The organism is Clostridium nitrophenolicum, from assembly GCF_055391695.1.
In genome coordinates, this window is record NZ_AP042469.1 from 965795 (window position 1) to 990020 (window position 24226).

General features: G+C 32.6%; 21 protein-coding genes and 1 riboswitch. Of the genes, 18 read left to right on the forward strand and 3 right to left on the reverse strand.

Annotated features, from left to right (window positions below; all coding sequences use genetic code 11):
* The first annotated feature begins 165 nt into the window (after positions 1-165).
* From ACZ5N4_RS04430 to ACZ5N4_RS04490, 13 genes are all read left to right on the forward strand, one after another.
* Positions 166-924 carry a SagB/ThcOx family dehydrogenase gene (locus tag ACZ5N4_RS04430; protein ID WP_464207507.1) on the forward strand — a complete coding sequence of 253 codons (759 nt, stop codon included), beginning with the start codon at positions 166-168 and terminating at the stop codon, positions 922-924.
* A gap of 124 nt (positions 925-1048) precedes the next feature.
* Positions 1049-1384, forward strand: a complete 336-nt coding sequence (locus ACZ5N4_RS04435) for a cyclic-di-AMP receptor (protein WP_464207509.1) — start codon at positions 1049-1051, stop codon at positions 1382-1384.
* A gap of 154 nt (positions 1385-1538) precedes the next feature.
* Positions 1539-2588, forward strand: coding sequence for an LCP family protein (locus ACZ5N4_RS04440; protein ID WP_464207511.1), 1050 nt, complete (start codon positions 1539-1541; stop codon positions 2586-2588).
* Positions 2589-2640: 52 nt separating this feature from the next.
* Entirely contained in the window at positions 2641-3135 is a 495-nt protein-coding gene (locus tag ACZ5N4_RS04445) for a DNA polymerase (RefSeq protein WP_464207513.1), read from the forward strand.
* Between the two features lie 50 nt (positions 3136-3185).
* A complete protein-coding gene (locus ACZ5N4_RS04450; protein WP_464210828.1) occupies positions 3186-3326 on the forward strand; it encodes a hypothetical protein in 141 nt (46 codons plus the stop codon).
* 376 nt (positions 3327-3702) lie between these two features.
* Positions 3703-5115, forward strand: a complete 1413-nt coding sequence (locus tag ACZ5N4_RS04455) for an aspartate ammonia-lyase (RefSeq protein WP_464207515.1) — start codon at positions 3703-3705, stop codon at positions 5113-5115.
* Positions 5116-5133: 18 nt separating this feature from the next.
* Positions 5134-6366: an NAD(P)-dependent malic enzyme gene (locus tag ACZ5N4_RS04460; RefSeq protein WP_464207517.1), complete on the forward strand. Its 1233-nt coding sequence runs from the start codon at positions 5134-5136 to the stop codon at positions 6364-6366.
* 104 nt (positions 6367-6470) lie between these two features.
* The gene (locus ACZ5N4_RS04465) at positions 6471-8567 is read left to right on the forward strand and encodes a WG repeat-containing protein (protein ID WP_464207518.1); all 2097 of its coding nucleotides are present in this window, start codon (positions 6471-6473) and stop codon (positions 8565-8567) included.
* A 279-nt stretch (positions 8568-8846) separates the two neighbouring features.
* Positions 8847-10415 carry an FAD-dependent oxidoreductase gene (locus tag ACZ5N4_RS04470; protein ID WP_464207520.1) on the forward strand — a complete coding sequence of 523 codons (1569 nt, stop codon included), beginning with the start codon at positions 8847-8849 and terminating at the stop codon, positions 10413-10415.
* Between the two features lie 356 nt (positions 10416-10771).
* Complete coding sequence (locus tag ACZ5N4_RS04475; RefSeq protein ID WP_464207522.1) at positions 10772-12259, forward strand: FTR1 family iron permease; 1488 nt, start codon at positions 10772-10774, stop codon at positions 12257-12259.
* Positions 12260-12301: 42 nt separating this feature from the next.
* Positions 12302-13321 carry a hypothetical protein gene (locus tag ACZ5N4_RS04480; protein ID WP_464207524.1) on the forward strand — a complete coding sequence of 340 codons (1020 nt, stop codon included), beginning with the start codon at positions 12302-12304 and terminating at the stop codon, positions 13319-13321.
* Positions 13322-13580: 259 nt separating this feature from the next.
* Positions 13581-13898, forward strand: coding sequence for a TIGR04076 family protein (locus ACZ5N4_RS04485; protein ID WP_464207526.1), 318 nt, complete (start codon positions 13581-13583; stop codon positions 13896-13898).
* A 567-nt stretch (positions 13899-14465) separates the two neighbouring features.
* Complete coding sequence (locus ACZ5N4_RS04490) at positions 14466-15443, forward strand: DUF1259 domain-containing protein (protein ID WP_464207528.1); 978 nt, start codon at positions 14466-14468, stop codon at positions 15441-15443.
* 142 nt (positions 15444-15585) lie between these two features.
* Here ACZ5N4_RS04490 and ACZ5N4_RS04495 read toward each other — a convergent pair whose 3' ends face one another.
* Positions 15586-17451 (reverse strand): heavy metal translocating P-type ATPase, encoded by a 1866-nt coding sequence (locus ACZ5N4_RS04495; protein ID WP_464207530.1) that lies wholly within the window; start codon positions 17449-17451, stop codon positions 15586-15588.
* Between the two features lie 8 nt (positions 17452-17459).
* Entirely contained in the window at positions 17460-17735 is a 276-nt protein-coding gene (locus ACZ5N4_RS04500) for a metal-sensing transcriptional repressor (RefSeq protein ID WP_178908258.1), read from the reverse strand.
* A gap of 181 nt (positions 17736-17916) precedes the next feature.
* Positions 17917-18007: riboswitch (yybP-ykoY riboswitch) on the forward strand.
* A gap of 187 nt (positions 18008-18194) precedes the next feature.
* Between ACZ5N4_RS04500 and ACZ5N4_RS04505 the strand changes: the two genes are divergently transcribed.
* Positions 18195-18902: a TMEM165/GDT1 family protein gene (locus ACZ5N4_RS04505; protein ID WP_464207533.1), complete on the forward strand. Its 708-nt coding sequence runs from the start codon at positions 18195-18197 to the stop codon at positions 18900-18902.
* 102 nt (positions 18903-19004) lie between these two features.
* Here the strand turns inward: ACZ5N4_RS04505 and ACZ5N4_RS04510 are convergent, their stop codons facing one another.
* Positions 19005-20057 carry an FAD:protein FMN transferase gene (locus tag ACZ5N4_RS04510; RefSeq protein ID WP_464207535.1) on the reverse strand — a complete coding sequence of 351 codons (1053 nt, stop codon included), beginning with the start codon at positions 20055-20057 and terminating at the stop codon, positions 19005-19007.
* A 264-nt stretch (positions 20058-20321) separates the two neighbouring features.
* Here ACZ5N4_RS04510 and ACZ5N4_RS04515 point away from each other — a divergent pair, with 264 nt between their 5' ends.
* The 4 genes from ACZ5N4_RS04515 to ACZ5N4_RS04530 all read left to right on the forward strand — a co-directional run bounded on the left by ACZ5N4_RS04515 (position 20322) and on the right by ACZ5N4_RS04530 (position 24220).
* Positions 20322-22175 (forward strand): FAD-dependent oxidoreductase, encoded by a 1854-nt coding sequence (locus ACZ5N4_RS04515; protein WP_464207537.1) that lies wholly within the window; start codon positions 20322-20324, stop codon positions 22173-22175.
* Positions 22176-22319: 144 nt separating this feature from the next.
* Positions 22320-22709, forward strand: a complete 390-nt coding sequence (locus ACZ5N4_RS04520; protein ID WP_464207539.1) for a NusG domain II-containing protein — start codon at positions 22320-22322, stop codon at positions 22707-22709.
* A gap of 10 nt (positions 22710-22719) precedes the next feature.
* The gene (locus tag ACZ5N4_RS04525) at positions 22720-23262 is read left to right on the forward strand and encodes a Gx transporter family protein (protein WP_464207541.1); all 543 of its coding nucleotides are present in this window, start codon (positions 22720-22722) and stop codon (positions 23260-23262) included.
* Positions 23255-24220 carry a polyprenyl synthetase family protein gene (locus ACZ5N4_RS04530; protein ID WP_464207543.1) on the forward strand — a complete coding sequence of 322 codons (966 nt, stop codon included), beginning with the start codon at positions 23255-23257 and terminating at the stop codon, positions 24218-24220. The genes ACZ5N4_RS04525 and ACZ5N4_RS04530 overlap by 8 nt, the downstream gene beginning before the upstream one ends.
* Positions 24221-24226: the final 6 nt, after the last annotated feature.

Sequence of the window (24226 nt, forward strand, 5' to 3'; positions counted from 1 at the left end):
CTATTAATTAAAATTTGAAGTACATATAGGTAGCATTATGCTGTCTTTTTTATTTTTGCACAACACTTTTGTGATATTAATCACATTTTTTTATTAACTAGTTTTATAAAATATGATTGTATAAATTATCTATAATATTATTCTTGAAGAAGGAAGTGCAGAAAGATGAATGAAAGATTTAAAACAAACAGAGAATTTCTAAAGGCTAATTTTCAGGTTTTAGATGATATTAAAACCGATATACAAAAAGGCATACCAGGTATACCACCTCAGAAGAAATATGATAAAGATTTAAAAGTTATAGAATTGCCAGAAATAAAGAAAGATATAATTTCAAAACATAATGTATTTGATTGCTTAAAAGATAGAAGGAGTGTAAGAAAATATTCCTGTGAAAGCTTAACCTTGGAAGAACTTTCATTTTTACTTTGGTCTACTCAAGGAGTGCATAAGATTATAGGTAATGGGCCGGCCTCGCTAAGAATTGTTCCTTCTGGCGGAGCTTCACATCCATTTGAAACATATTTATTTATAAATAGAGTAGATTCTTTAGAGCAAGGTGTTTATAGGTATCTTCCTTTTGAACATAAACTTATATTTATAGATAAACTTAATGACATGGAAAATAAAGTTGATCTAGCTACACCAAGACAACCTTTTGTTCCTAATTTTGCATCAAAAGGAGCTGTAATTTTTGCCTGGAGTGCTATACCTTATAGAGCGGAATGGAAATTTGATATTACTGCCCATAAAAAGATATTGATAGATATAGGTCATGTTTGCCAAAACCTTTATATAGCTTGTGAAGCAATAAAGTGTGGAACTTGTGCTATTGGAATCTATAATCAAGAATTTATAGATAAATTGTTAGGTTTGGATGGAGAAAACGAATTTATAGTTTATATGGCTTCAGTTGGAAAATAGGAAGCCTTGAAATTTTTTATAAATTAATATATAATTATTACAATATTCAGAATATTTTCAAGCGTTTATAGTTAAATTTAGAGTCTGTTATCACCAAATCTCAAATTTAAAGGAGATGGTTTGAATGAAGTTAATTATTGCAATTGTTCAGTATAAAGATTCTAGCGGACTGGTAAATGCATTAACGGAAAAAGATTTTAGGGTTACAAAGCTTGCATCAACAGGAGGGTTTTTGAGATCAGGAAACGTCACTCTTTTAGTAGGAGTTGAAGAAGAAAAAGTAGACAATGTTATAGAAATAATAAAGGATACCTGTAAAAAAAGAGAAAAAACTATAATATCTCCTTATCCAGTGGCAGAATCAACAGGTATGTATATTCCTTATACCTATGAAATTGAAGTGGAAGTGGGAGGAGCAACTATATTTGTTGTTGATGTGAATAACTTTATCAAAATTTAATTTTTATAAGCATATTAGGTAATATTCCACCAATTAGTCATAAAGGACTGTTGGTGGTTTTTTGTTGCAAAAAAAGTGGTCTAAATTGTTAAAATAAATTTTTTAAAGGATACAAATAATAAAAGCATAAAAATGGTACTGGGAGCTGAAAACTATGGGGAGAAATGAGAAAGATAGAGGAATAATTAAAAAAATACTACTTTGTATCTTAGTTATCATATTCATTTCAGGAATAAGCTTTATATACTATGTAAATAAACAGCTGAATAATGTTACAATAACTCCATTACCAAAAACTGATACAGAACTAGGTATTAAACCTAAATTAAGTGAAAACAAAGCAATTGAAAATGAAACAATACCAGGTGAAGTAAAACAAGAGGATAATATATTGAATATCGCGCTTTTCGGAATAGACAGTAGAAACTCTAAAGTCGATATACCTCATTCAGATTGCATAATTGTAGCCACTGTAGATAATAAACATAATAAAATAAAGTTATCTTCTATAATGAGAGACACATATGTAGAAGTTAAGGATCATGATAAGACAAAAATTACAGAAGCTTACTTTTATGGTGGCCCAAAATTGGCGGTTAGGACTCTTAATGAAAATTTTAATCTAGATATTAAAGATTATGTAACAGTAGATTTTGCTGGACTTGCAAAGATTGTTGATAGTTTAGGTGGAATAGATGTCAATATAAAAAAACATGAAGTAAGAGAGATTAATAAGTGGATAGCAGAATTAGCAGAATTACAGCACGTAAGATATACACCTATTTATAGATCAGGAGTTCAAAAACTAAATGGAATTCAAGCTGTTGCCTACTGTAGAATAAGGCAGGTTGGAGATGGAGATTTTGAACGTACTGACAGACAAAGAATGGTTTTAGGTGAAATTTTAAATAAGCTTAAAAACATAGATATTACAAGATACCCCTATTTAGCAGCAGAGATTTTGCCTTATGTTGAAACTAGTATATCCAAATCTAACATTATTACGCTAGGTGGCAAGATTATGATGTCTGGTATTTCAAATTTAGATCAACAGAGATTTCCGGTTGATGGCTACTGCAAAGGAGAGATTATAAATAAAATATGGTATCTGGTACCTGAACCAGATATAGGTACCCTTTCAGAACAAATTCATAGATATATATATGATGATATAAAGCCTGTTTCAAAAGAACCACTGTTTTAAAGATATTAGCTTATGAAGTAGTTGATAGCTACTTCTATTTTTTTGAAATTAAATGGAAAGCTGCAAGTTGGTTATTGCAGATTATTCACAAATAGAACTTAGGGTAATTGCTGAAATATCAAGGGATGAGACAATGATAAATGCCTTTAAAAATAATCAAGATTTGCATAGATTGACTGCATCTCTTCTTTTAAGTAAGCCTTTTGATAAAGTTACTAAGGAGGAAAGACAGTCAGCTAAAGCAGTTAATTTTGGTCTTGCTTATGCCATGGGAGCAAAGGGCCTTCAAGCTTATTCATTAACTAATTATGGAGTAGAAATGACAGAAAAACAAGCGGAGACTTTCAGAAATAAATTTTTTCAAGTCTATAAAGGTGTTGCAAAATGGCATGAAAGTGTCAAGAAAAGAAGTTCTAAAGAAAGCTGTACTTTGTGTGGAAGAAGAGTATTATGGAAAGAAAATTTAGGAGCAGCAGCACTTAATACTCCTGTACAAGGAACAGCTGCAGATATAGTTAAAAATGCTTTGGGAATGCTTATAAAATAGAATTAGAAGGAACAGAAGCAAAAATAATAGGAACTGTTCATGATGAAATAATTTTAGAAGTCCCTAAAGAAAAGGCAGAAAGAGCGGCGGATATTCTAAAGTGCATTATGGAGAAGGCAGGAGAAAAATATATGAAACAAGTTCCTCTAATGGCAGAGGTTTTCATAGGGAGTAGTTGGGCGGAAAAGTAACTCTTTAGGAACAAGTTTATAATATAGGTATTAATTTAAAGACAAATAAATAATTACAAAATTTGAAATATGAGTATTTTAATACATATATATACTTTGGGGACGGATTATAGAAAATTATTCAAATGTTTATAGATTACAAAGATAAAAATGGTGGTAAAAGGGCTTTGCTATCATTTTTTTGTTTTTTGAATTGAATCAAACTTAAAAGAAAACTTGCAAAAATATATCTTGAAATAAAAAAATGTAGGAAATTATGCAAAATCTATTGCATTTATTTTATGCTGGTAATATAATAAAGAAAATAAATGATTCCATTCATTTTATAAATAAAAACTACATGCAAAGAAATTTTTATTTCAATAGGGGGAAAATTATGAATTTTAGAGTTGAAAGTGATTCAATAGGTACTAAGGAGGTTCCAAAGGAAGCCTACTATGGTGTACAAACATTAAGAGCAGCAGAGAATTTTAAAATAACAAGACTTAAGATGCATGAGGATTTTATTAAAAGTCTTGCACAAATAAAAAAAGCATCCGCTATAACTAATTGTGAAATCGGTTTATTAGAAAAAAATATAGAAAGAGCAATTGTACAAGCATGTAATGAGATAATATGTGGCAAACTACATGAAGAGTTTATCATAGATCCTATTCAAGGAGGAGCAGGTACATCTGCTAATATGAATGCTAATGAAGTAATCTCTAATAGAGCTATAGAAATTTTAGATGGCGAAAAGGGAGATTACAGCATTGTACACCCTAATGACCATGTAAATATGGGACAGTCAACTAATGATGTTATTCCAACAGCAGGTAAAATGACTATATTAAAGCTTATCCCAAAAGCATTAAAGCAATTAAAGAGATTATATGATGCTCTACAAGAAAAAGCTATAGAATTTGATGATATTATAAAAATGGGAAGGACTCAAATGCAGGATGCAGTACCTATAAGATTAGGTCAAGAATTTAAAGCATATAGTTCTGTAATAAAAAGAGATATATTAAGACTTGAAAAAGTACAAGAAGAAGTAAGAGTTGTAAATATGGGTGGTACTGCAGTAGGAACAGGAATAAATGCAGATAAGCAGTATTTAAGTAAAATAGTATGTAATTTATCTAATGTTGCAGAGATAGAATTAAGACAGGCTGAAGATTTAATAGATTCAACACAAAATTTAGATGGTTTTGTAGCAGTATCTGCAGCTGTTAAAACTTGTGCTGTTAACCTATCAAAGATTTCAAATGATTTAAGACTTATGTCATCAGGACCAAGAACAGGTTTTGGAGAAATAAATCTTCCTCCAAAACAAAATGGTTCTTCAATAATGCCAGGCAAAATTAATCCTGTAATACCTGAAGTAATGAGTCAAGTAGCATTTAACATCATAGGAAATGATATGACAATAACTATGGCTGCAGAAGCTGGACAATTAGAATTAAATGCATTTGAACCGGTTATCTTCTACAATTTATTTGAGTCTATAGAGACATTAGGTAATGGTGTAGAAACTTTTGTTGATAACTGTATTTGTGGAATAACTGCAAATAGAGAAAGATGTAAGAACCTAGTAGAGAATAGTGTAGGTATTATCACTGCTATATGCCCACATGTAGGATATAAAAAAGCAGCAGTAGTAGCAAAAACAGCTATAAAAACTGGTGAATCCGTAAGAGAACTTATATTAAAACAAGGACTTTTGAAAGAAGCTGAACTTAATGATATACTAGATACTGTAGCAATGACAGAGCCTGGCATATCAGGGAAACAAATGCTAGTTAAATAATACTTAGGAGGTTTACAAATGAGCGATTTAAGAGAAAGAGCATTAAAATTCCACAAAGACAATGAAGGTAAGATTGCACTACACTGCAAAGTACCAGTAAAAAACAAAGAAGACTTAACTATGGCATACACTCCAGGTGTTGCAGAACCATGCCTAGAAATCAACAAAAACTTTGATACAATCTATGACTACACTTCAAGAGGAAACTGGGTAGCAGTAGTAACAAATGGTACAGCAGTATTAGGTCTTGGAGATATAGGAGCAGGAGCAGGACTTCCAGTTATGGAAGGTAAAGCAGTTTTATTTAAGGCTTTTGGTGGAGTAGATGCTTTTCCAATATGCTTAGATACAAAAGATGTAGATAAAATAGTTGAGACAGTAAAGCTTATGGAGCCAACTTTTGGAGGAATAAACTTAGAAGATATAAAAGCTCCAGAGTGTTTTGAAATTGAGAAAAAGCTTAAAGAAATTAGTAATATACCAATATTCCATGATGATCAACATGGAACAGCTGTAGTATCAACAGCTTGCTTAATAAATGCATTAAAACTTACTAATAAGAAGTTTGAAGATATAAGAGTAGTTGTTAATGGAGCAGGTGCAGCAGGAATAGCTATAACTAAGCTTTTATTAAAAATGGGTGCAAAAGATATAATTCTTTGTGATACTAAAGGAGCTATCTATAAGGGAAGAACAGCTGGTATGAATCAATATAAAGAAGAAATAGCAGGAATAACAAATCCTAACTTATTACAAGGAGATCTTGCTACTGTACTAAAGGGAGCAGACGTATTCTTAGGAGTATCTGTTGCTAATTGCGTAACTCAAGAAATGGTAAAGTCCATGAATAAGGATGCAATAATAATGGCAATGGCAAATCCAAATCCAGAAATACTTCCACACTTAGCTGTAGAAGCTGGAGCAAAAGTAGTATGTACAGGAAGATCAGACTTCCCAAATCAAGTTAATAACGTTGTTGCATTCCCAGGAATATTCAGAGGAGCTTTAGATGTTCAGGCAAAAGATATAAATGATGAAATGAAAATGGCTGCAGCTTATGCAATAGCAGAGCTTGTAAGCGAAGAAGAATTAAATTCAGAGTATGTTATACCTCAAGCCTTTGATCTAAGAATAGCACCAAAGGTAGCTGCATATGTAGCAAAAGCAGCTATAGATACTGGAGTTGCTAGAAGAACTGATGTTACACCAGAAATGGTTGCAGAGCACACAAAAAAATTATTAGGAATTTAAACTATACAAAACCGCAGAACTAGATAATAGTTCTGCGGTTTTTTGCACTTATATTGATTTTTTATCATAAAATATATAGATATCAATAATACGGAGTGAGTTTTGTGAATTTAAAAAATTCAAAGATAGAAAAGTTTTTTTCTATACTTTTACCTTTAGAGGCAGAGATTATCACATACTTAAAACAATCAGTGAGACTTGGAGACTTAGATGGAGACGGCAGACTTGAAGCTGTAGTAGCATATAAGTTTATGGGAAAACAGTATTTAGGAGTCTTTAAAAAACGAGGTTACAATTGGTATAATCTTGGGCATATTCCGGGTAAAAGTCAGGATATATATGATTTTTATTTAGAGGATTATACTGGCGATGGGAGAAAGGATATTGTTATAAAATGGAAAATAGATGATACATGGTGTGAGTTAAATATATGGACATGGAGTAATGGAACCTTAATAAAAATTGTGAAGGAAAGAAAACCGCTAAATTCCTTAAGAAAAAAAATAGGGTTATATCCAGGATCCCGTCGAGAATTAGAAGGAGTAAAATATGGATATATCGATTCAAGTGGAAAATTAATAATTCCAATTAAATTCGATACTGCAGAAGACTTTCAAGAAAATGGCCTGGCTATTGTAAGAATAGGTAACAAAGCGGGAATAATAGATGAAAGTGGTAATTATGTTGTACAGCCTAAATACTCATATATAGATAGATTTAAAGAAGGAAGAGCTATTGCTGCAGAAGAACAAAAATACAAAGTTATTGATGAAAATGGAAAAGAGTTGTTTGAAAATGATAGTTATATAGGTGAATTTAGTAATGGAAGAGCACCTTTTACAGTAGTAGAACAAGATAGTCTGTGGAAATATGGATATATTAATCTACAGGGGGAAGTAGTAGTTCCTCCACAGTTTTTATCTGCTGAAAGCTTTAATAAGGGAAAAGCATTAGTAAAACTAGGAGACAAAAGATATGCAATTATCGATTTAAAAGGAAATGTTTTAAATACCTTCCCCTATGAATTTATAGGTGATATGAACGAAGGAATGTTATTTTTTAAAGAGAAGTTAGATGGGAAATTTGGATTAATGGATGAGAGTGGAAATGTAATAGTTGCTCCTAAATATCAAACTGTAGAAAGGTTTAGAAATGGAACTGCTATAGTAGGTGAAGGAGAAGACGGCATAATAAAAGTTGGTGTCATTGACAAGATGGGAAACTATATTATTGATCCTAAATATCATGATATTCAGTTTTTAGGAGAAGATAGACTTGCTGTTGGGATTCCTATTATTGGTAAAGAGGCCTATCTACCATCTAAGTATGCAATCGCAGATAACAAAGGCAATGCTTTAACAGATTTTATATTTTACGGAGTATCAGAATATAAGAATACATTAGCCTCTGCTTATGATGATAAGTTTACTTATTTTATTGACAAACAAGGAAAGAGAGTAGATAGCTTACCCAAGGTTGAGGGTTCAGGAACATTAACTATGTTAGATAATATAATTCAAGCTAATGTAGACTCTAGGATTTCATACTATGATAAATCAGGTAAGCCTATTTGGAGCCAAAATACTGAAGTTCCACTTGAAAATGGCTATGTTGTAAAAGAGAAAAAATATAAACCTAATAGAAACTATATTGTATATTATCCTCAGCTTGGAGGAGTTAAGGATAAAAATAAAGAGAAAGTGATAAATGAAAGACTAGCTCAGTTATCTCAATTAAAAGAAGTGGGTAGCGGTGAACTAGAATACTCGTATACTGGAGATTTTAACATTACCTTTTTTAAAAAAGATTTATTAGTATTAGAACTTCTCGGATACAATTATCCTCTTGGTGCAGCTCATGGTATGCCTAGCAGAATTTTTGCACATATCAATTTGAAAAATGGGAGCTTTTATGATCTAAAGGATTTATTTAAAAAGAACAGTGAATATGTGAAGAGATTAAGTGATATAATTCAGAAGCAGATAGACGAGAAGGGAGAACATTTGGGAGTTTGGAAAGATCAGTACAAAGGAATTAAGGCAGAACAACCATTTTATGTAACTGAAGATGCCCTGCATATTTATTTTGAGCCCTATGAAATTGCTCCATATGCATCAGGTTTTGTTACCTTTGATATTCCTTTTGCTGAGATTATGGATATCATAGATATAAAGGGAGGCTTTTGGAAGGCTTTTCATTAGAGAAATGTGTAGGGCTACAAGGCCGAAAATTGACTTACACGACGGGATATGTTTCCAAGCTTCAGTCTGCGTATTTAAATCTACCTTCAGCTTCGGGAATATATCCCTTAACTAGCTAAATAAGCTTTAATATTACTCCTTGAAGGTATTTTATATATAGTGCCTTTAATTTAGAACAGCATTATGCCTTCTAAGGAATACATATTTTTATGAGATTAGTAAAAAATAAAATATATGCTTTAATAATACATTTGCAAAAGGTGTGTAAGGAGGCTTATGATGGAAGATTCGAGAATACATAATTTAAATGTTTTTTCTAGTGTTCACGAACCGTACTGGATTGCATCAACAAGTAAAACAGATTATCCTGCATTAAAAGAGGATATAAGTGTTGATGTTGCTATAGTTGGTGGAGGTATAGCAGGAATAACTACTGCATTTCTTTTAAAAGAAAAAGGTTTAAAGGTGGCTATATTAGAGGCTAATAGGATTGCTCATGGTACTACAGGACATACAACTGCCAAAATAACTTCACAGCACGGTTTAATTTACGACAAGATAATATCTAAATTTGGAAAAGAAAAGGCGAGACAGTATGCAGATGCCAATGAATCGTCTATTCATTTTATTGCAAATTTAGTGAAGGAAAGAAATATTGATTGCGACTTTTGTTGGCGTCCTGCCTATGTATATACTCAATCTGAAGAATATATAAATAAAATTGAAGAAGAGGTAAAAGCGGCTTCGAGCTTAGGGATAAAGGCAAGTTATCAAGAGAATATTTCACTGCCTTTTAAAATAAAAGCTGCTATCAAGTTTGATAATCAAGCTCAATTTCACCCACTAAAATACATACTTTCATTAGCTAAGGAAATACCAGGTGATGGTAGTCATATTTTTGAATTTACTAAAGTTGTAGATATTGAAGATGAAGAAAGAGGTACAGTAGTAACAAGTACAGGGAATAAGGTAACTGCATCTAAGATTATTATTGCATCGCACTTCCCATGCTACGATGGGCTTGGAATGTATTTTGCAAGGATGTATGCTGAGAAGTCATACGTACTTGGAGTTAAAGTTAAAGATAAGTTTCCAGAAGGTATGTTTATAACAGCTGAAGAGCCAGGACGTTCTCTACGTTCTCAAAAGTATGATGATGGCGAAATTATACTAGTTGGTGGCGAACATCATAAAACAGGAAGCGAAAAGCAAACTAACGTACACTATGAAAACTTAGGGAAATTTGCAAATGAAACATTCCACTTACAAGAAATATTATTTAGGTGGTCTACGCAAGACTGTACCACTGTGGATAGCGTTCCTTATGTTGGTTATCTTACATCTAATACATCTAACATATTAGTAGCAACAGGCTTCGCTAAATGGGGAATGACAAATAGTACAGCATCGGCAAGAATATTGACAGAGTTGATTACAAAAGGAGAAAGTCCTTGGGCACCTGTATATAATCCATCTAGGTTTGATATAATTGCTTCAGGAGCAAAATTAGTATCTGAAAATTTAGATGTAGCAAAAAAACTTTTGGGCGGAAAACTCACTCCAGCTCCAAGTGACGTAGAGATTAAAAATGGCGAAGCCAAAGTAATTAATGTGGACGGAGAGAAAGTAGGAGCTTATCGTGATGAACAGGGACAGTTACATATAGTCGATATAACCTGCACTCATTTAGGTTGCGAATTAGTATGGAATGAAGCTGAAAAAACTTGGGATTGCCCTTGCCATGGCTCGAGATTTAGCTATGAAGGTGAAAATATTGAGGGTCCTGCCTTTAATCCGTTGAAGCATCTAGGTGAAGGTAAAAATATAAAAGATGCAAATATATTTTAACTATAAAATATAGACACATTATACAAATGTAAAAAATAAAGAAAACTAGTTGGTTCATAAAACGTACCCTATAGAGTAGGCAAGAAAAAAGTCTACGATATAGGGTATTTTTGATTCCACATAAAATCCACACAAATTAGTGTTATAGTAAAGTAATGATATTTAAAAGATTTTATTATTGTATTAAAAATAAAAAATAATTTATTAATTTTAACATATTGATATTTAAAAAAAATTAATATATAATAATTTTGTCGAATAAATGATAATAATTTTCAGTTTCAAATGATATGTATTTTCAATCCTTTAAATTGAAAATTATTATTAAATAGAATTAAAGAAAGAGGTAATCAAAGTTGAAAAAAATATTTACATTCTTTTTGCTTGTTATGCTTACCGTATCCATCTTGCCTAGTACGGTTTTTGCAGCTAGTGCTGAAGAAGATTTAAGTAAAGCAAACCAGGCTGTGTTAAAAGCGATTGAGTTAGCTCAATCTGGTGATATGGAAAAGGCCAAAGAATCTTATAATAATTTTCAAGATAGTTGGAGAGATTTTGAAGATGGAGTAAAGGCTGAATCAAAAGAAGCTTATGGAAGCATCGAAGATAAAATGGGCATGGTTACATTTTTGTTTTCTCAAAATCCAATCCAAAAGGACAAACTAGTACAAGCTCTTAAAGATTTAGATGCTGTAAATAAGGACTTTGCTTCAGGAAAGTTTAAAAATAGTGAAAATAATAAAAAAGATTCAAAAGATAATAAACAGAGTAGTACTACTATTGGTGATTTAGTGGTGCTCTTAGAAAAAGCAAAATCTCAAATAGATAATGGAGATACAGCAGCTGCTTTAAAAACTATGAATGACTTTAGTTCTTCGTGGTTAGATGTTGAAGGAGTGGTTCTTACTAAGTCTAAAAAGGTATACGATGATGCAGAAAAAGACATGGTTAGTGTTAAAGCATATCTTTCAACTAATCCAGTGCAAACTGATAATGCTTTAAAAGCAATTAATAAAATGCATACATATTTATCACCACTTGTGGGCGGAAATTCTTATTCAATGATCGATGTTATTACTATAATACTTCGTGAAGGTTTAGAAGCACTACTTGTAGTAATAGCACTGCTTGGTTATCTAAATAGGGCAGGGCATGAGGACAAGAAAGGCTGGATATATGGAGGAGTTGGCATAGGATTAGCTGTGAGTATAGTGCTAGCAGTGGTTGTAAAAGTCTTATTTTCATCTGGCACCTTTGGAAATAACAATTTTCTAATTTCAGGTTGGACTGGGGTATTTGCTGCAGTGATGCTTATGTATGTTAGTTACTGGCTACATAGTAAATCTAGTGTTAAGGCATGGCAAAGTTATGTCAATGATAAAGGGTCTCAAGCCATAGCTACTGGTAGTTTATTTTCTTTAGGATTATTAGCCTTCTTAGCAGTATTTAGAGAAGGAACTGAAACAGTTTTATTTTATATCGGTATGGCCTCATCAATTAAGTTATCAGACTTACTTATTGGTATTGCAATAGGCATGGCTATATTAGTCATTATAGCTTTACTTATTTTAAAGGTTGGTTTACGTGTTCCAATGAGACCATTCTTTATGGTGTCAAGTTTATTAGTTTTCTACTTAGGATTAAAGTTCACTGGCATGGGAGTAAATGGACTACAATTAGCAGGACTATTACCTGCAACCTCCAGCGATATTCTTCCAAGCATAGCTTGGATTGGGATGTATCCAACTTGGGAAGGCTTTATTCCACAGTTGATTCTAATTATAGTTGCAATTGTAATGGTTATATTAAATCATACAAATTCAAAAGGTTTAAAAGCTAATTAAGATAAAAATTAAATGTTTTAATGTTTAGGAGGAAAGAGTATAATGATGAATTTCAAAAAATTATTTATGGTAAGTTCTCTAGGTATAGTACTAACTTTTGCAGGATGTGGCACACAAAAAACTGAACAAGCTGCAAATTCAGCGCAAAATCAAACTAAACAGGAGGCAACTGCGGAAAAACAAAAAACTCTTACTATTCAAGAGGGAAGCAATAATATGAAAGAGGTTATTAAGCAAATGAAAACAGAGCTTAATAATAAGGAAGAAGACAAGGTTATAAAAACTTCTGAAGGTTTAGAAGGAAACTGGAAGATATTTGAGGATAATGTTAAGGAAAAGTACTTTACTTTATATGAAAAAGTTGAAGATCCATTACATACTATAACTGCAGCAGTAAAAGTAAAACCTCTTGATGTGAATGTTATGAATACTGCTATGGAAAACTTGGACAAACAGCTAGATCAAGTAAAATTAGCAGACTTAACTACAACTGGTATCCAAAATATGAGAGATGTTTCAAAAAAGATGAAGGAACAGCTAGCTAATAAAGAAGAAGATAATGCTATTAAAACTTCTGAAGGATTAGAGGGAAATTGGAAGCAATTCGAGGATAACATTAAAGCAAAATCTCCAGCACTATATGAAAAGATAGAAGAGCCTTTACATACTATAAATGCTGCAATAAAAGTAAAGCCACTTGATACTAATGTATTAAATACTGCACTTGATACTCTAGATAAACAGCTAGAACAATATCAATTATCTGATTTAGTTTCAACTGGTACTCAAAATATGAGAGATGCCTTAAAGAAAATGAAAAATAAGATTGCACAAAATGATGAGGAAAGAACTATAAAAACTTCTGCATATTTAGAAATAAACTGGAAAAAGTTTGAGGATAATGTTAAAGCAAAATCTCCTGATCTATATGAGAAGATAGAAGAGCCTTTACATGCTATAAATGCAGCAGTGAAAGTAAAGCCACTTGATGCTAAGACACTAAATACTAATATTGATAATTTAGATAAGCAGCTAGAGCAATTACAAAAATTACAATTCTAATGATACAGCTATATGTCCTGATGTTATAGGATATATAGCTATTTTTGATTCTATATGTAGTAAAAAATAAAAAAATATTTGATACCTATTAGCTAGTATAGAATTGTAATATAATGCGACTCAACTATTAAAGTTATTGGATAACTATACCATGTTTTATATAAATATGAAAGTATATATAAAACATGGTATAATATTAATTAAGTCTCAGTCATAAGACATTATAAAAAAACAACATTTACAAATTGGGGGTATAAACATGGAAATTACAAAGTGTTATGATGTTAAAATTACAATATTAAAAAAATTAAAGGTTGAAGATATCCATAAAGATTACGCAAAAAGTAACATTCCTGTAGTTTGTGCAAAGGGACAAGAAGGGGATGAATACATATCCAAAAATTGTGATATGCCAAATAAATTCTGTATTGGTGCTTGGGAAGGATTGAAAAGTAAAGTTGCTCTTTTAGCGTCAGGTGATAATAGTCCTTATGTAAAACAAAATGGAATAGCAATACATTCATGTAACGACGGACTTCACCCAGTTATTTACAAATTGGAAAGAATAGAAGCCTAGTTTTAGGTAATCTTAAATAATTAATTTATATTTTTCTTATTAGTCACTATAAATATTAAAATACAAATAGTTTTCAAACACCATATTATTCAATGAATTTTATGGTGTTTTTACATCGCGCTTCAAAGACATTACGAAATGTCACAACGCATAAATCTCTTGTAGATGTTAAAATCTCTGCTCCAAGTATTCTGGCGAATTGGTTACAAAGACTGAAAGTATCTTTAGTATGGTTACAAGAATCTTTCATTTGTTTATGATGATGTGTCATCTTAAGTCCTTCTATGATATTTTTTAGAAAATCAAGATTGTATTTTGTCCTTAGTTCTTATATAAAACTTGATTTTCTATGTAATATAAAGGGGGGACTTTTGGTAGTATAGTATGAAATTTGTCTACATTATGTGATTAGTTAAATCCAACTTTTAAATATAATATGACAAAGAAAAGTCATGCAGCATATCAGGATTTACTGTACCTTCATCTCCAATGATTCTCAGTAACTATTTAATAAGGTAATGAATAGAATAATAAAGGAGATTTATCAATTAGTAGGAGAGAAGCTTCATGATAACTTATAAAGTTCAACATGATGATACACTATATACTATAGCGCATCGTTTCGGAATTTGTGTTAGAATGCTTGCATTGTCTAATAATATATTTTGGCCGCATCAAATATCTGAAGGGCAAGAACTATTAGTTCCAATTGGAATATCAAATAAGGACTTAAATTTTAGAAATCATAAATCAGAATATGATATAGAAACCATAAAAAAGATTTTTTCTCAGGAAGGTACTACTTCGGGAGGAGTTCTTAAATTCACTTTTCCACGTTTTGATTTAAAGGTTAAAATAGATGGTATTATAATAGAACCTGATCTAGCACTGACCTCCTGGGTAGCCTTTAATCAATTAGGAAATCACAGCATGATGATGGGAGATCTTGTTTTGCTGGAAAATGAAGTAGGTCCTGTTATGTCAAGCCTAATTGAAAATGGAATTGAAGTAACAGGGCTTCATAATCACCTACTGCATGAATCACCACGAATTATGTATCTGCACATTAAAGGCGAAGGAGATTCAATTAAACTTGCTCAAAGTGTAAGAAAGGCACTTTCTTTAACAAGAACTCCTTTTAACATAAAAAAACAACAACCTCCTTCTCAAATTGATTGGAAGGTAATTGAAGATATTTTAGGACACAAAGGTTCGCATAAAGGTAAAGCGCTGCAGCTATCAGTTCCAAGAACTACAATAATTTCAGAGGATGGTCATCAATTATCTCCAGCAATGGGAATATCACATGCCATCAATTTTCAATCAGTAGGACGAAACGTTGCTACAGCAGGTGATTTAGTTTTATTAGCGAATGAAGTCAATCCAGTTGCAAGCATCTTAAGAAAGAATAATATTGCTGTGACTGCTATTCACAATCATATGCTTACCGAAGTTCCTCGACTATTCTTCATGCATTTTTGGGCAGTTGATAAACCAGAAAAATTAGCACAAGCATTTAAGTCTGTTCTTGATTTAGCGAAATAACTAGAAACCGAAAGTCTCTTTTTATGATAATAAGTACAATAATATACGGTTAAGTAGTTGAAACTTAATAAAAACAAGATAGAGCATTTTTTCTCTACCTTGTTTTTCTACTTTTATATATTATTATAAAATAATAAAGTTTTTATTTGTTTTTAAAATTCAATAGTAATGCAGAATTTATAATAACCGCAACTGAGCCTACATTGTGAACTAAAGCACCCAGTATTGGATTTAAGATACCTGTCATTGCTAATATAATAGCAGCAAAATTTAACAGCATAGAAAGAGATAAGTTCCATTTAATTGTACTCATAGTTTTTTGAGATAAACTTAATAGGTGGGGAATAGATTTAATATCGTCACTAACAAGAGCAATATCTGCTGCATCAACAGCAATGTCACTACCTATACCTCCCATTGCAACGCCTACGTATGCTTTTTTTAATGCAGGCGCATCGTTAATACCATCACCAACCATGCAAATCATTTTATTTTCATTTTGATATTTCTCAATTGCCAACATCTTATCTTCAGGTAAGCATTCTGAGTGAAAATTAGTAATACCAACACTCTTAGCAATATGAGAAGCTGCTTGCGGGTTATCACCAGTTAGCAATATGATCTCTACATTGATCGATTTAAGATTTTTAATCATATCAATAGAATCTTTACGCAATGTATCAGATAAGGCTATAAAACCAGCCTCGCAACTATTAACAGCAATATATATAATTGTACACCCATCATTTCTGTAGCTGGATGCCTTGTCTAATATATCTTGAGACATTGCTACTGAGTTTTCAACCAGCAATTCTGCATTTCCCGCAAAAATTATATTATCTGAAACTGTTGCTTTAACACCACGACCTGCAATCATTGCAAATTCCTGTGGATCTTCTAGAGCTATGTTTGACGTAGTTTTAAAATGCGATACAATAGCTTTACCTAATGGATGTTCAGAACGTAGCTCAGCAGAAGCTGTAAGCGTCAATAATTTTTCTGAACTTATATTCGCATTAAAGCTTTCAACTGCTACTACAGCAGGCTTACCATAAGTGAGAGTACCAGTTTTATCAAATGCAATTCTAGTTACTTTTGACAGTCTTTCTAACGCATCTCCTTCACGGACAAGGATACCATATTTCGTAGCATTACCAATACCAGCCATAATCGCAGTAGGAGTTGCGAGCACTAAAGCACATGGACAGAATACAACAAGAATGGTAACTGAACGAATTATCTCTCCTGTAACAAACCATGTACCAACTGCAGATAAAAGAGCAATCACAACTATCCAAGTAGCCCATCTATCTGCCATGCCAACAATTTTAGCCTTACTTGCATCAGCAGACTCTACAAGTCTAATCATCCTCTGAAGTGAGCTGTCTTCACCAACCTTAGTAGCCTTCATATCAAATGTACCAAATTGATTTACTGTACCACTGGAAACCTCATCACCAACACCTTTATCAACGGGCAGAGATTCACCAGTCATTACTGCTTGATTAATAGAAGTTTGTCCAGAAATAATTACACCGTCAACAGCAATAGTTTCACCTGCAAGTACACGAAGTATATTGCCAACCTGAACTTTTTCTGCAGGTATTACGCTTTCTTCTCCATTACGAACAACTCTAGCAGTGCGAGGGGTAAGATGTACCAGTTTTTCAATACCAGCACGTGCTTTAGCAACGGTACGGTCCTCTAATAATGCACCTAATGTCATAATAAATGCAACCTCTCCTGCTGCAAAGGTTTGTCCGATTAAAACAGAGGCAATAAGAGCAAGTGCAACCAAAACGTCTGCTTTAATATCAAATTCTTGTATAAGTCCTTCTGCAGCACCTTTAATTATAGGTACACCGCAGAGAATAATCGCTAACCATGCTGCATCAATTTTTAAATTACCAATATGTAAAAAGCTGATAACTAACGATATAGCTGAAATTATTAGAAATAGCACAACACGTTTATCTTCATCTTTAAAAATGCCTACTAATTTTTTCATTTTGTCACCTAACCCATTCTTGAAAAATGTTCTACTGCTTTAGCAAACTCAGCGATTGTTTTGTCGGCATCGCCATGCTCTATACCATCACGAACACAGTGCTGTAAATGTCCTTCTAAAACTACCTGGCCAACTTTATGCAGTGCACTTTTTGCAGCATTAATCTGTATTAAAATATCTTCACAAGGAACATCTTTAGTTACCATTTCGGAAATAGCTCTAAGCTGACCTTCTATTTTTTTTATTCTTGTTTGAACCTTTGGAATGTCCATACATTGACGCATATTTTTATCCTCCAACATAATAATATTTATTTTATACCTATAGGGGTATACGTATATATTAATATTTAAAATTATTATTGTCAATTACTAAATGTAAAATTAATGTAATACAAGGCCTAGAAAAAAGAATTAATTGACAAGTAATGCAAGTTCAAGTACAATTGAACTATCAAATAAATATCCTTTAGTTAAGAGGGAGTAGCTGCCTTGAAAGAGGTGATAAAGTCAACATACTGACCACTGGTCTGGCTTTATCGTAACTATTTTAGTTAAGTGAGACTTTTAGCGCAATGTTTACATTGTGTTAGAAGTCTTTTTTGATGCAATTTATCATTTCATCAAGAAAGACTTCTAACAGGGTGTATTATTGCGCTGAGAGTCTTTATTTTTTATAGAGAAATAGTAGTTGAAGGGAGGAGAGTTAAGTTTCATAACTAAAATAATTTGGAGGGTGTAAAAATGGCATCATTTATTAAAGCATTATTATTAGTTGTAGTTGCGGAAATGGGGGACAAAACGCAGCTACTAGCTATGGCTATGGCCAGCAAATACAAGGCTAAACAAGTTCTTATGGGTGTCCTAATTGCAACTATTCTAAATCATGCATTGGCAGTTGCAGTTGGAAGCTATTTAAGTTCTGTAATTCCAATGAATGTGGTAAAAGTAGTTGCAGCAGTGTCATTTTTGGCCTTTGGCCTTTGGACAATTCGAGGAGATAAACTAGATGATGAAGAAAACAAAAAAGTAAAGTTTGGCCCTATAGTCACAGTGGCTATTGCCTTCTTTATAGCTGAAATGGGAGATAAGACGCAGCTTATGACCATAACTATAGCAGCAGAAAATCAACATCCGCTGCTTATACTGATGGGAACGACAGTAGGAATGCTTATTGCGGACGGTATAGGTATTTTAGGTGGAGCATGGATGTGTAGGCATATACCAGAAGTATATATTAAATGGGTAGCAGGAATTATATTTATGTTCTTTGGAACATTGACTTTATATAATGCTGTATCAGCTGCATTTTTACGACCAATGTATATAGTTCTATATTTAGCACTTATGGGAGTACTAATATATCTTTTTGGAGTAAAATTTGCTTACTTTGGTCAAGTATGTGATATAGCTTTACCTAAGGAAGAAACTTCAACAGGTAGTATTGATTAAACTACTATTTGAGACTCTAGATACAATGGTTCTATCATTGTGCCTAGAGCCTTTTCTATTTACTAATTTCTAACACCCGATGAATTGGTCAGTATTTATAGGCTAATTTGCAAAGGTAAAATCATTACTTAAATTTGAAATTCTGCCTTTGAACCTAGATGACTTATAAACCTTATAATCTGTTGTTGTAATTTCACAGGCTAAATTTGGCATGCTATCTATTAATTTTATACCTTTCTCTGTACCTAATTCAAAGACAGTTAAAGACATAATATCTGCTAGCATACTGTTATCTGCAACATCACCAGATACCATGACAGTTACACTCATAATACCGTTGTCTACTGGATAGCCTGTTGAAGGATTTAGTATGTGATGATACCTTTTTCCATCTTTAATGAAATATCTTTCATAATCACCAGATGTGGATAATGCCTCATCTGATGCTTTAATAATTCCTAGATAATTTCCGGCAATTTCATTTCTAGGATTCTTGATTCCAATGGACCAGGGATGGCTATTTTCACTTTTTCCGACTGCATAAATAGAACTGGAACCTAAGTTTATAAGTCCATCTTTAATGTTATATTTTTTATAAATCTTTAACACTTCATCAGCGGCAAAACCTTTAGCTATGCCGCCTAGATCTATAGACATTCCGGATTCTTTTAGCATGACACTACTATTCTTTTCATCGATGATAATTTTTTCGTATCCAACTAAAGGTAGTTTAGATTTGATTTCATCCTCAGAAGGCACTTTTGCTTTATCGGTACCTATTCCCCAAAGATTTATTAAGGGACCTACTGTAATATCCCATGCTCCATTACTTAATTTTGAGTATTTTTGTGAAGCAACTAGCATTTTTATTATCTCTGGGTGAACTTTTACATAATTCTTACCAGCAGCATTATTAATTTTGCTTACATCGCTACTGCTAATAGTAGAACTAGCCATATCATTGAGTTCATATAATTTTTGGATACTCTCATCAACTGCTTTTTGTGCATTTGGACCATAGGCTGTTAGCTTCATAGGCGTATCCATTGTTATAAAATTTTTCTCATATGCTTTGTTTTCACTAACCTTAGAACATGCACTTAGAGACAGCGTAAGTAAGATAGAAACTCCAAGAACATATATAAGTTTTTTCATCTGTATTCCTCCAGTTTTATATAGAATATTAAATTATTCCATGAGCATTTTATCTGAATTTTATCACAATATTGTGTGTTTTTTATGGAGAACTGCTAGGAAAACTTAACTATATATTTTTTGTTGATTTCACATAAAATCCACACAAACTTCTGTTATTATAAACTACAGAATTTAAAAGCCTATTTAGAATGCCGGGTTAAATTAGGTTGGTCAAAATCTTAAATATCTTACTAAATTTTTAAGTTGATATGAGGTGGGTAAATGTTAAACAAAACGAAAATATTAGTTTTAGGTGCAGGGTACAGTGGAGTGCATGTGGCTAAAAAGCTAGCTAAGAAATATAAAAAAAATAATAATATAGAGATTACATTAATAGATAAGAATCCTTTCCACACTTTAATGACAGAGCTCCATGAAGTAGCAGGGGGAAGAGTTCAACCTGAATCAGTTCAGATTGAACTAAGTAAAATATTTAGTAGGACAAAAGTTAATGTAGTTACAGACTATATTGAAAAAGTAGACATTGATAAAAAAACAGTAGTTACAACCTTTGGAAATTATGAGTATGACTATCTTGTAATAGGCACAGGTTCGGAACCAGCATTCTTTGGCGTGCCAGGAGTAAAGGAAAATGGATTTACCCTTTGGTCTTTTGAAGATGCAGTAAAAATAAGAAAACATATCCAATTCATGTTTTCAAGTGCAGCAAAGGAAAGAGATGAAGTAAAAAGAAGAGAGATGCTTACTTTTATAGTAGCAGGTTCAGGATTTACAGGTATAGAAATGGCTGGTGAGCTTCTTGAGTGGAAGAGCAGGCTTGCAAAAGAATATAATGTAGATCAAAAAGAAATTAAGCTTTTAGTAGTAGAAGCAATGTCAACAATTCTAAATATGCTTGATAGACAGCAAGCTAATAAAGCTGAAAAATATATGGAAAAGCATGGAGTTAAACTGTTAAAGAACTCACCAATAGTTGAGGTAACTCCTAATAGCATAAAGTTAAAAGACGGACAAGAAATTCCTACTAGAACTGTAATTTGGACTTGTGGCATACAAGGAAACCAAGAGGCAGGAGAATACGGACTGGAAAGAGGACGGGCTGGAAGATTATTAGCTAACGAATATATGCAAGCAGTAGGTAAAGAAAATGTTTTTGTAGCAGGTGATATTACCTACTATGAAGAACAACCAGGAAAAGGAACGCCACAGATAGTCGAAGTAGCTCTTCAAACTGGAAACTCTATAGTTAAAAACATAATTGCTTCCATAGAAAAGAAAGAAATGACAAAGTTTAAGTCAAACTATCATGGTTTTATGGTTTCCATTGGTGGAAGGTATTGCGTGGCAAACCTTTCAGGTATGAAATTGTCAGGTTTCTTTGCTATGGTCATGAAACATCTTGTTAATCTTCATTATCTTTGGGGAGTAAATAATATTAATGCATGTTTCCACTATTTGATGCATGAGTTCTTCTCAATGGAAGATAAGAGAAGCATAATGAGAGGACACTTATCCTCAAAAGCTAATAGATTATGGCTACTGCCACTAAGGTTATTTATAGGCTGCATATGGGTACTTGAAGGCCTGAAGAAGCTTTATGGTGAAAATACTTGGGCACAGAATGGCTTTAGTTCAATAGTTAAGGGGATAGGTTCAGACAGCTGGATTAAAGCAGGAAATATGAAAATGCCTTTTGATTGGCTAGTTGCGGCTGGTTCAGGAGCTTCAGAACAGGCGGCAAATGCAGTATCACAGCCTATACCAATATTGAGTCAAATGCCTGGTTTTTATAAGGCAATAATGAAGATTATGATACCAAATCCGGACATTGCAATTTGGTTCCAAAGAATGGTTGTATTTATGGAGATATGCATCGGACTTGCTTTGCTTGCAGGGTTATTTACATTCATCGCAAGTGCAGCATCAGCGTTCCTAGTTACTAACTTTGTGCTTTCAGCAATGGGTGACTGGAGTATATTATGGCATTTCTTTGGTGCCATTGCATTAATGGGAGGAGCAGGTAGAATATTCGGTTTAGATTACTGGGTAATGCCTTGGCTTAGTGACAGGCTAGGAAATTGGTGGCTTGGAAAAAGAACTTCAATTTATAAGTAGAAAGTATATGTTACACAGGAAGGGCTCAGTGGAATATTTAGTATATAGGTAGAGTGAACTTCACTCTACCTTGTGATTTATTGAAGTTTATGAGATAAGTTGTCAGTAGAATTTAAAATAATATAATAGCGAGGTAATATATTTATGTTTAAAAAATGGGATATAATCCTCATAGCATTATTAGTATGTTTATCATTTGTTCCAGTACTTATTTCTGGAGTAATGATGAATAGAGACTATAAAGAAACCTACGCAGAAATAACTTTAGACGGAAAGCTTTATAAAAAAATTCCATTATCTGAGCATAAAGGAGAAGAGGAGTTTACTGTTAAAACTAAAAACGGGTATAACTTAATCAAAATAAAAGATCAATCTGTTGCTATAATCGATGCAGATTGTCGAGATAAAATCTGTGAGAGACCAGGATTTATATCAAAGCCTGGACAGAGTTTAGTCTGTCTTCCTCATAAGTTGATGGTAGAAGTAAGAGGTTATGACAATAAAAATGGTGATGAAATTATAACAGCAAGCTGAGGTGAGTTAAATGAGAAAAACGTCTAGAACGATTTATATAGGGCTCTTAGTTGCTCAGGCATTGGTTCTTTATATAGTTGAAGGGATGATACCAGTACCCTTTATAACGCCTGGTGCAAAACTAGGGCTAGCTAACTTAGTCACAGTTATTGCGTTGTATACCTTTGATAATAATAAGGATACTTTTTTAGTAGTTATACTAAGACTTATGTTATCAACTATGTTTGGTGGTAATTTATCCTCTTTTATGTATAGTGCCTCAGGTGCAATTCTCAGTTACTATATCATGATTTTTATAAAGAGGATAGGAAAAGATAAACTTAGTATTATAGGAGTAAGTGCTGCAGGCGCTGTTTTTCATAATGTAGGACAACTAATTATAGCTTCTGCTATAGTTCATAATATAGACGTTATGCTCTATTTACCTATATTATCTATAGCCGGCATTGGAACAGGGATTTTTATAGGTATAACAGCAAATTATATGGTAGAACATATGACTAAACTGCCATATTTTAAAAAAGTTAGTACGGGAGGAAATAGATGTGGATAGCATATGGAATAGATATAATGACATAAGAGAAGAATTGCAAGAAGTAATTACTGTTATGGAGAATAATACTAAATGCAAAGATAAAAAAATAGAAAACTCCATTAAAGATTTAATTCACTCTGGTGGTAAATTATTAAGACCTGCTTTTGTTATAGTATCTTCGCATTTTGGTGATTATGATGCTGAAAAGGCAAGATCTTTGGCTGCTGTAATAGAACTTCTTCATATGGCCACTTTAATCCATGATGATGTTATAGATGATTCAAAAATTAGAAGAGGTCAAGAAACTATTCAATCAAAATACGGAAAAGATTATGCAGTTTATATAGGAGATTTTCTTTTTTGTGTGTGCTTTAAAATTTTAGCTTCGTCAGCAACTCTTCAAAGTATAAAGATAGATAGCAATTCTATGTCTAGAATCTGTTTAGGAGAAATAGATCAGCTGAACTCAAGATTTGATAGTAAAGTTTCAGTAAAAAGATATCTAAACAGAGCATCTGGTAAAACAGCGGAGTTATTTTCGCTGTCATTATATATTGGAGCAGCAGAAAGTGGATGTGATGATACCACTTGCAAAAAGCTCTGGCAGATAGGTCATAATATCGGAATGGCCTTTCAAATTATAGATGATGCGCTAGACTATACAGGAACTAATGATTCAATAGGAAAATCTGTAGCCATTGATATAAAACAAGGTATATTTACACTCCCACTTATTTACGCTGCAAAGAAAAATAGCAAGGCTTTTCAGCCTCATTTTGAAAAGCATAGTTTTTCAGATGAAGACGTAAGACAAATAATAAAGTTGGTAAATGAAAACGGTGGATTGGATAGAGCAAAAGAACTTGCAGCCAAGTATACAAGGAAGGCATTTAAAATGATAGATAATCTTCCTCAAAATCCATATAAGACAATTTTAAAAGAAATTACTAAAGAGCTATTAGAAAGAAAGTATTAGCAAATT

Coding starts and splice junctions, on each gene's coding strand:
- ACZ5N4_RS04430 (WP_464207507.1), top strand. CDS start 166: ATGAATGAAAGATTTAAAACAAACAGAGAATTTCTAAAGGCTAATTTT.
- ACZ5N4_RS04435 (WP_464207509.1), top strand. CDS start 1,049: ATGAAGTTAATTATTGCAATTGTTCAGTATAAAGATTCTAGCGGACTG.
- ACZ5N4_RS04440 (WP_464207511.1), top strand. CDS start 1,539: ATGGGGAGAAATGAGAAAGATAGAGGAATAATTAAAAAAATACTACTT.
- ACZ5N4_RS04445 (WP_464207513.1), top strand. CDS start 2,641: ATGGAAAGCTGCAAGTTGGTTATTGCAGATTATTCACAAATAGAACTT.
- ACZ5N4_RS04455 (WP_464207515.1), top strand. CDS start 3,703: ATGAATTTTAGAGTTGAAAGTGATTCAATAGGTACTAAGGAGGTTCCA.
- ACZ5N4_RS04460 (WP_464207517.1), top strand. CDS start 5,134: ATGAGCGATTTAAGAGAAAGAGCATTAAAATTCCACAAAGACAATGAA.
- ACZ5N4_RS04470 (WP_464207520.1), top strand. CDS start 8,847: ATGGAAGATTCGAGAATACATAATTTAAATGTTTTTTCTAGTGTTCAC.
- ACZ5N4_RS04480 (WP_464207524.1), top strand. CDS start 12,302: ATGATGAATTTCAAAAAATTATTTATGGTAAGTTCTCTAGGTATAGTA.
- ACZ5N4_RS04485 (WP_464207526.1), top strand. CDS start 13,581: ATGGAAATTACAAAGTGTTATGATGTTAAAATTACAATATTAAAAAAA.
- ACZ5N4_RS04490 (WP_464207528.1), top strand. CDS start 14,466: ATGATAACTTATAAAGTTCAACATGATGATACACTATATACTATAGCG.
- ACZ5N4_RS04495 (WP_464207530.1), bottom strand. CDS start 17,451: ATGAAAAAATTAGTAGGCATTTTTAAAGATGAAGATAAACGTGTTGTG.
- ACZ5N4_RS04500 (WP_178908258.1), bottom strand. CDS start 17,735: ATGCGTCAATGTATGGACATTCCAAAGGTTCAAACAAGAATAAAAAAA.
- ACZ5N4_RS04505 (WP_464207533.1), top strand. CDS start 18,195: ATGGCATCATTTATTAAAGCATTATTATTAGTTGTAGTTGCGGAAATG.
- ACZ5N4_RS04510 (WP_464207535.1), bottom strand. CDS start 20,057: ATGAAAAAACTTATATATGTTCTTGGAGTTTCTATCTTACTTACGCTG.
- ACZ5N4_RS04515 (WP_464207537.1), top strand. CDS start 20,322: ATGTTAAACAAAACGAAAATATTAGTTTTAGGTGCAGGGTACAGTGGA.
- ACZ5N4_RS04520 (WP_464207539.1), top strand. CDS start 22,320: ATGTTTAAAAAATGGGATATAATCCTCATAGCATTATTAGTATGTTTA.
- ACZ5N4_RS04525 (WP_464207541.1), top strand. CDS start 22,720: ATGAGAAAAACGTCTAGAACGATTTATATAGGGCTCTTAGTTGCTCAG.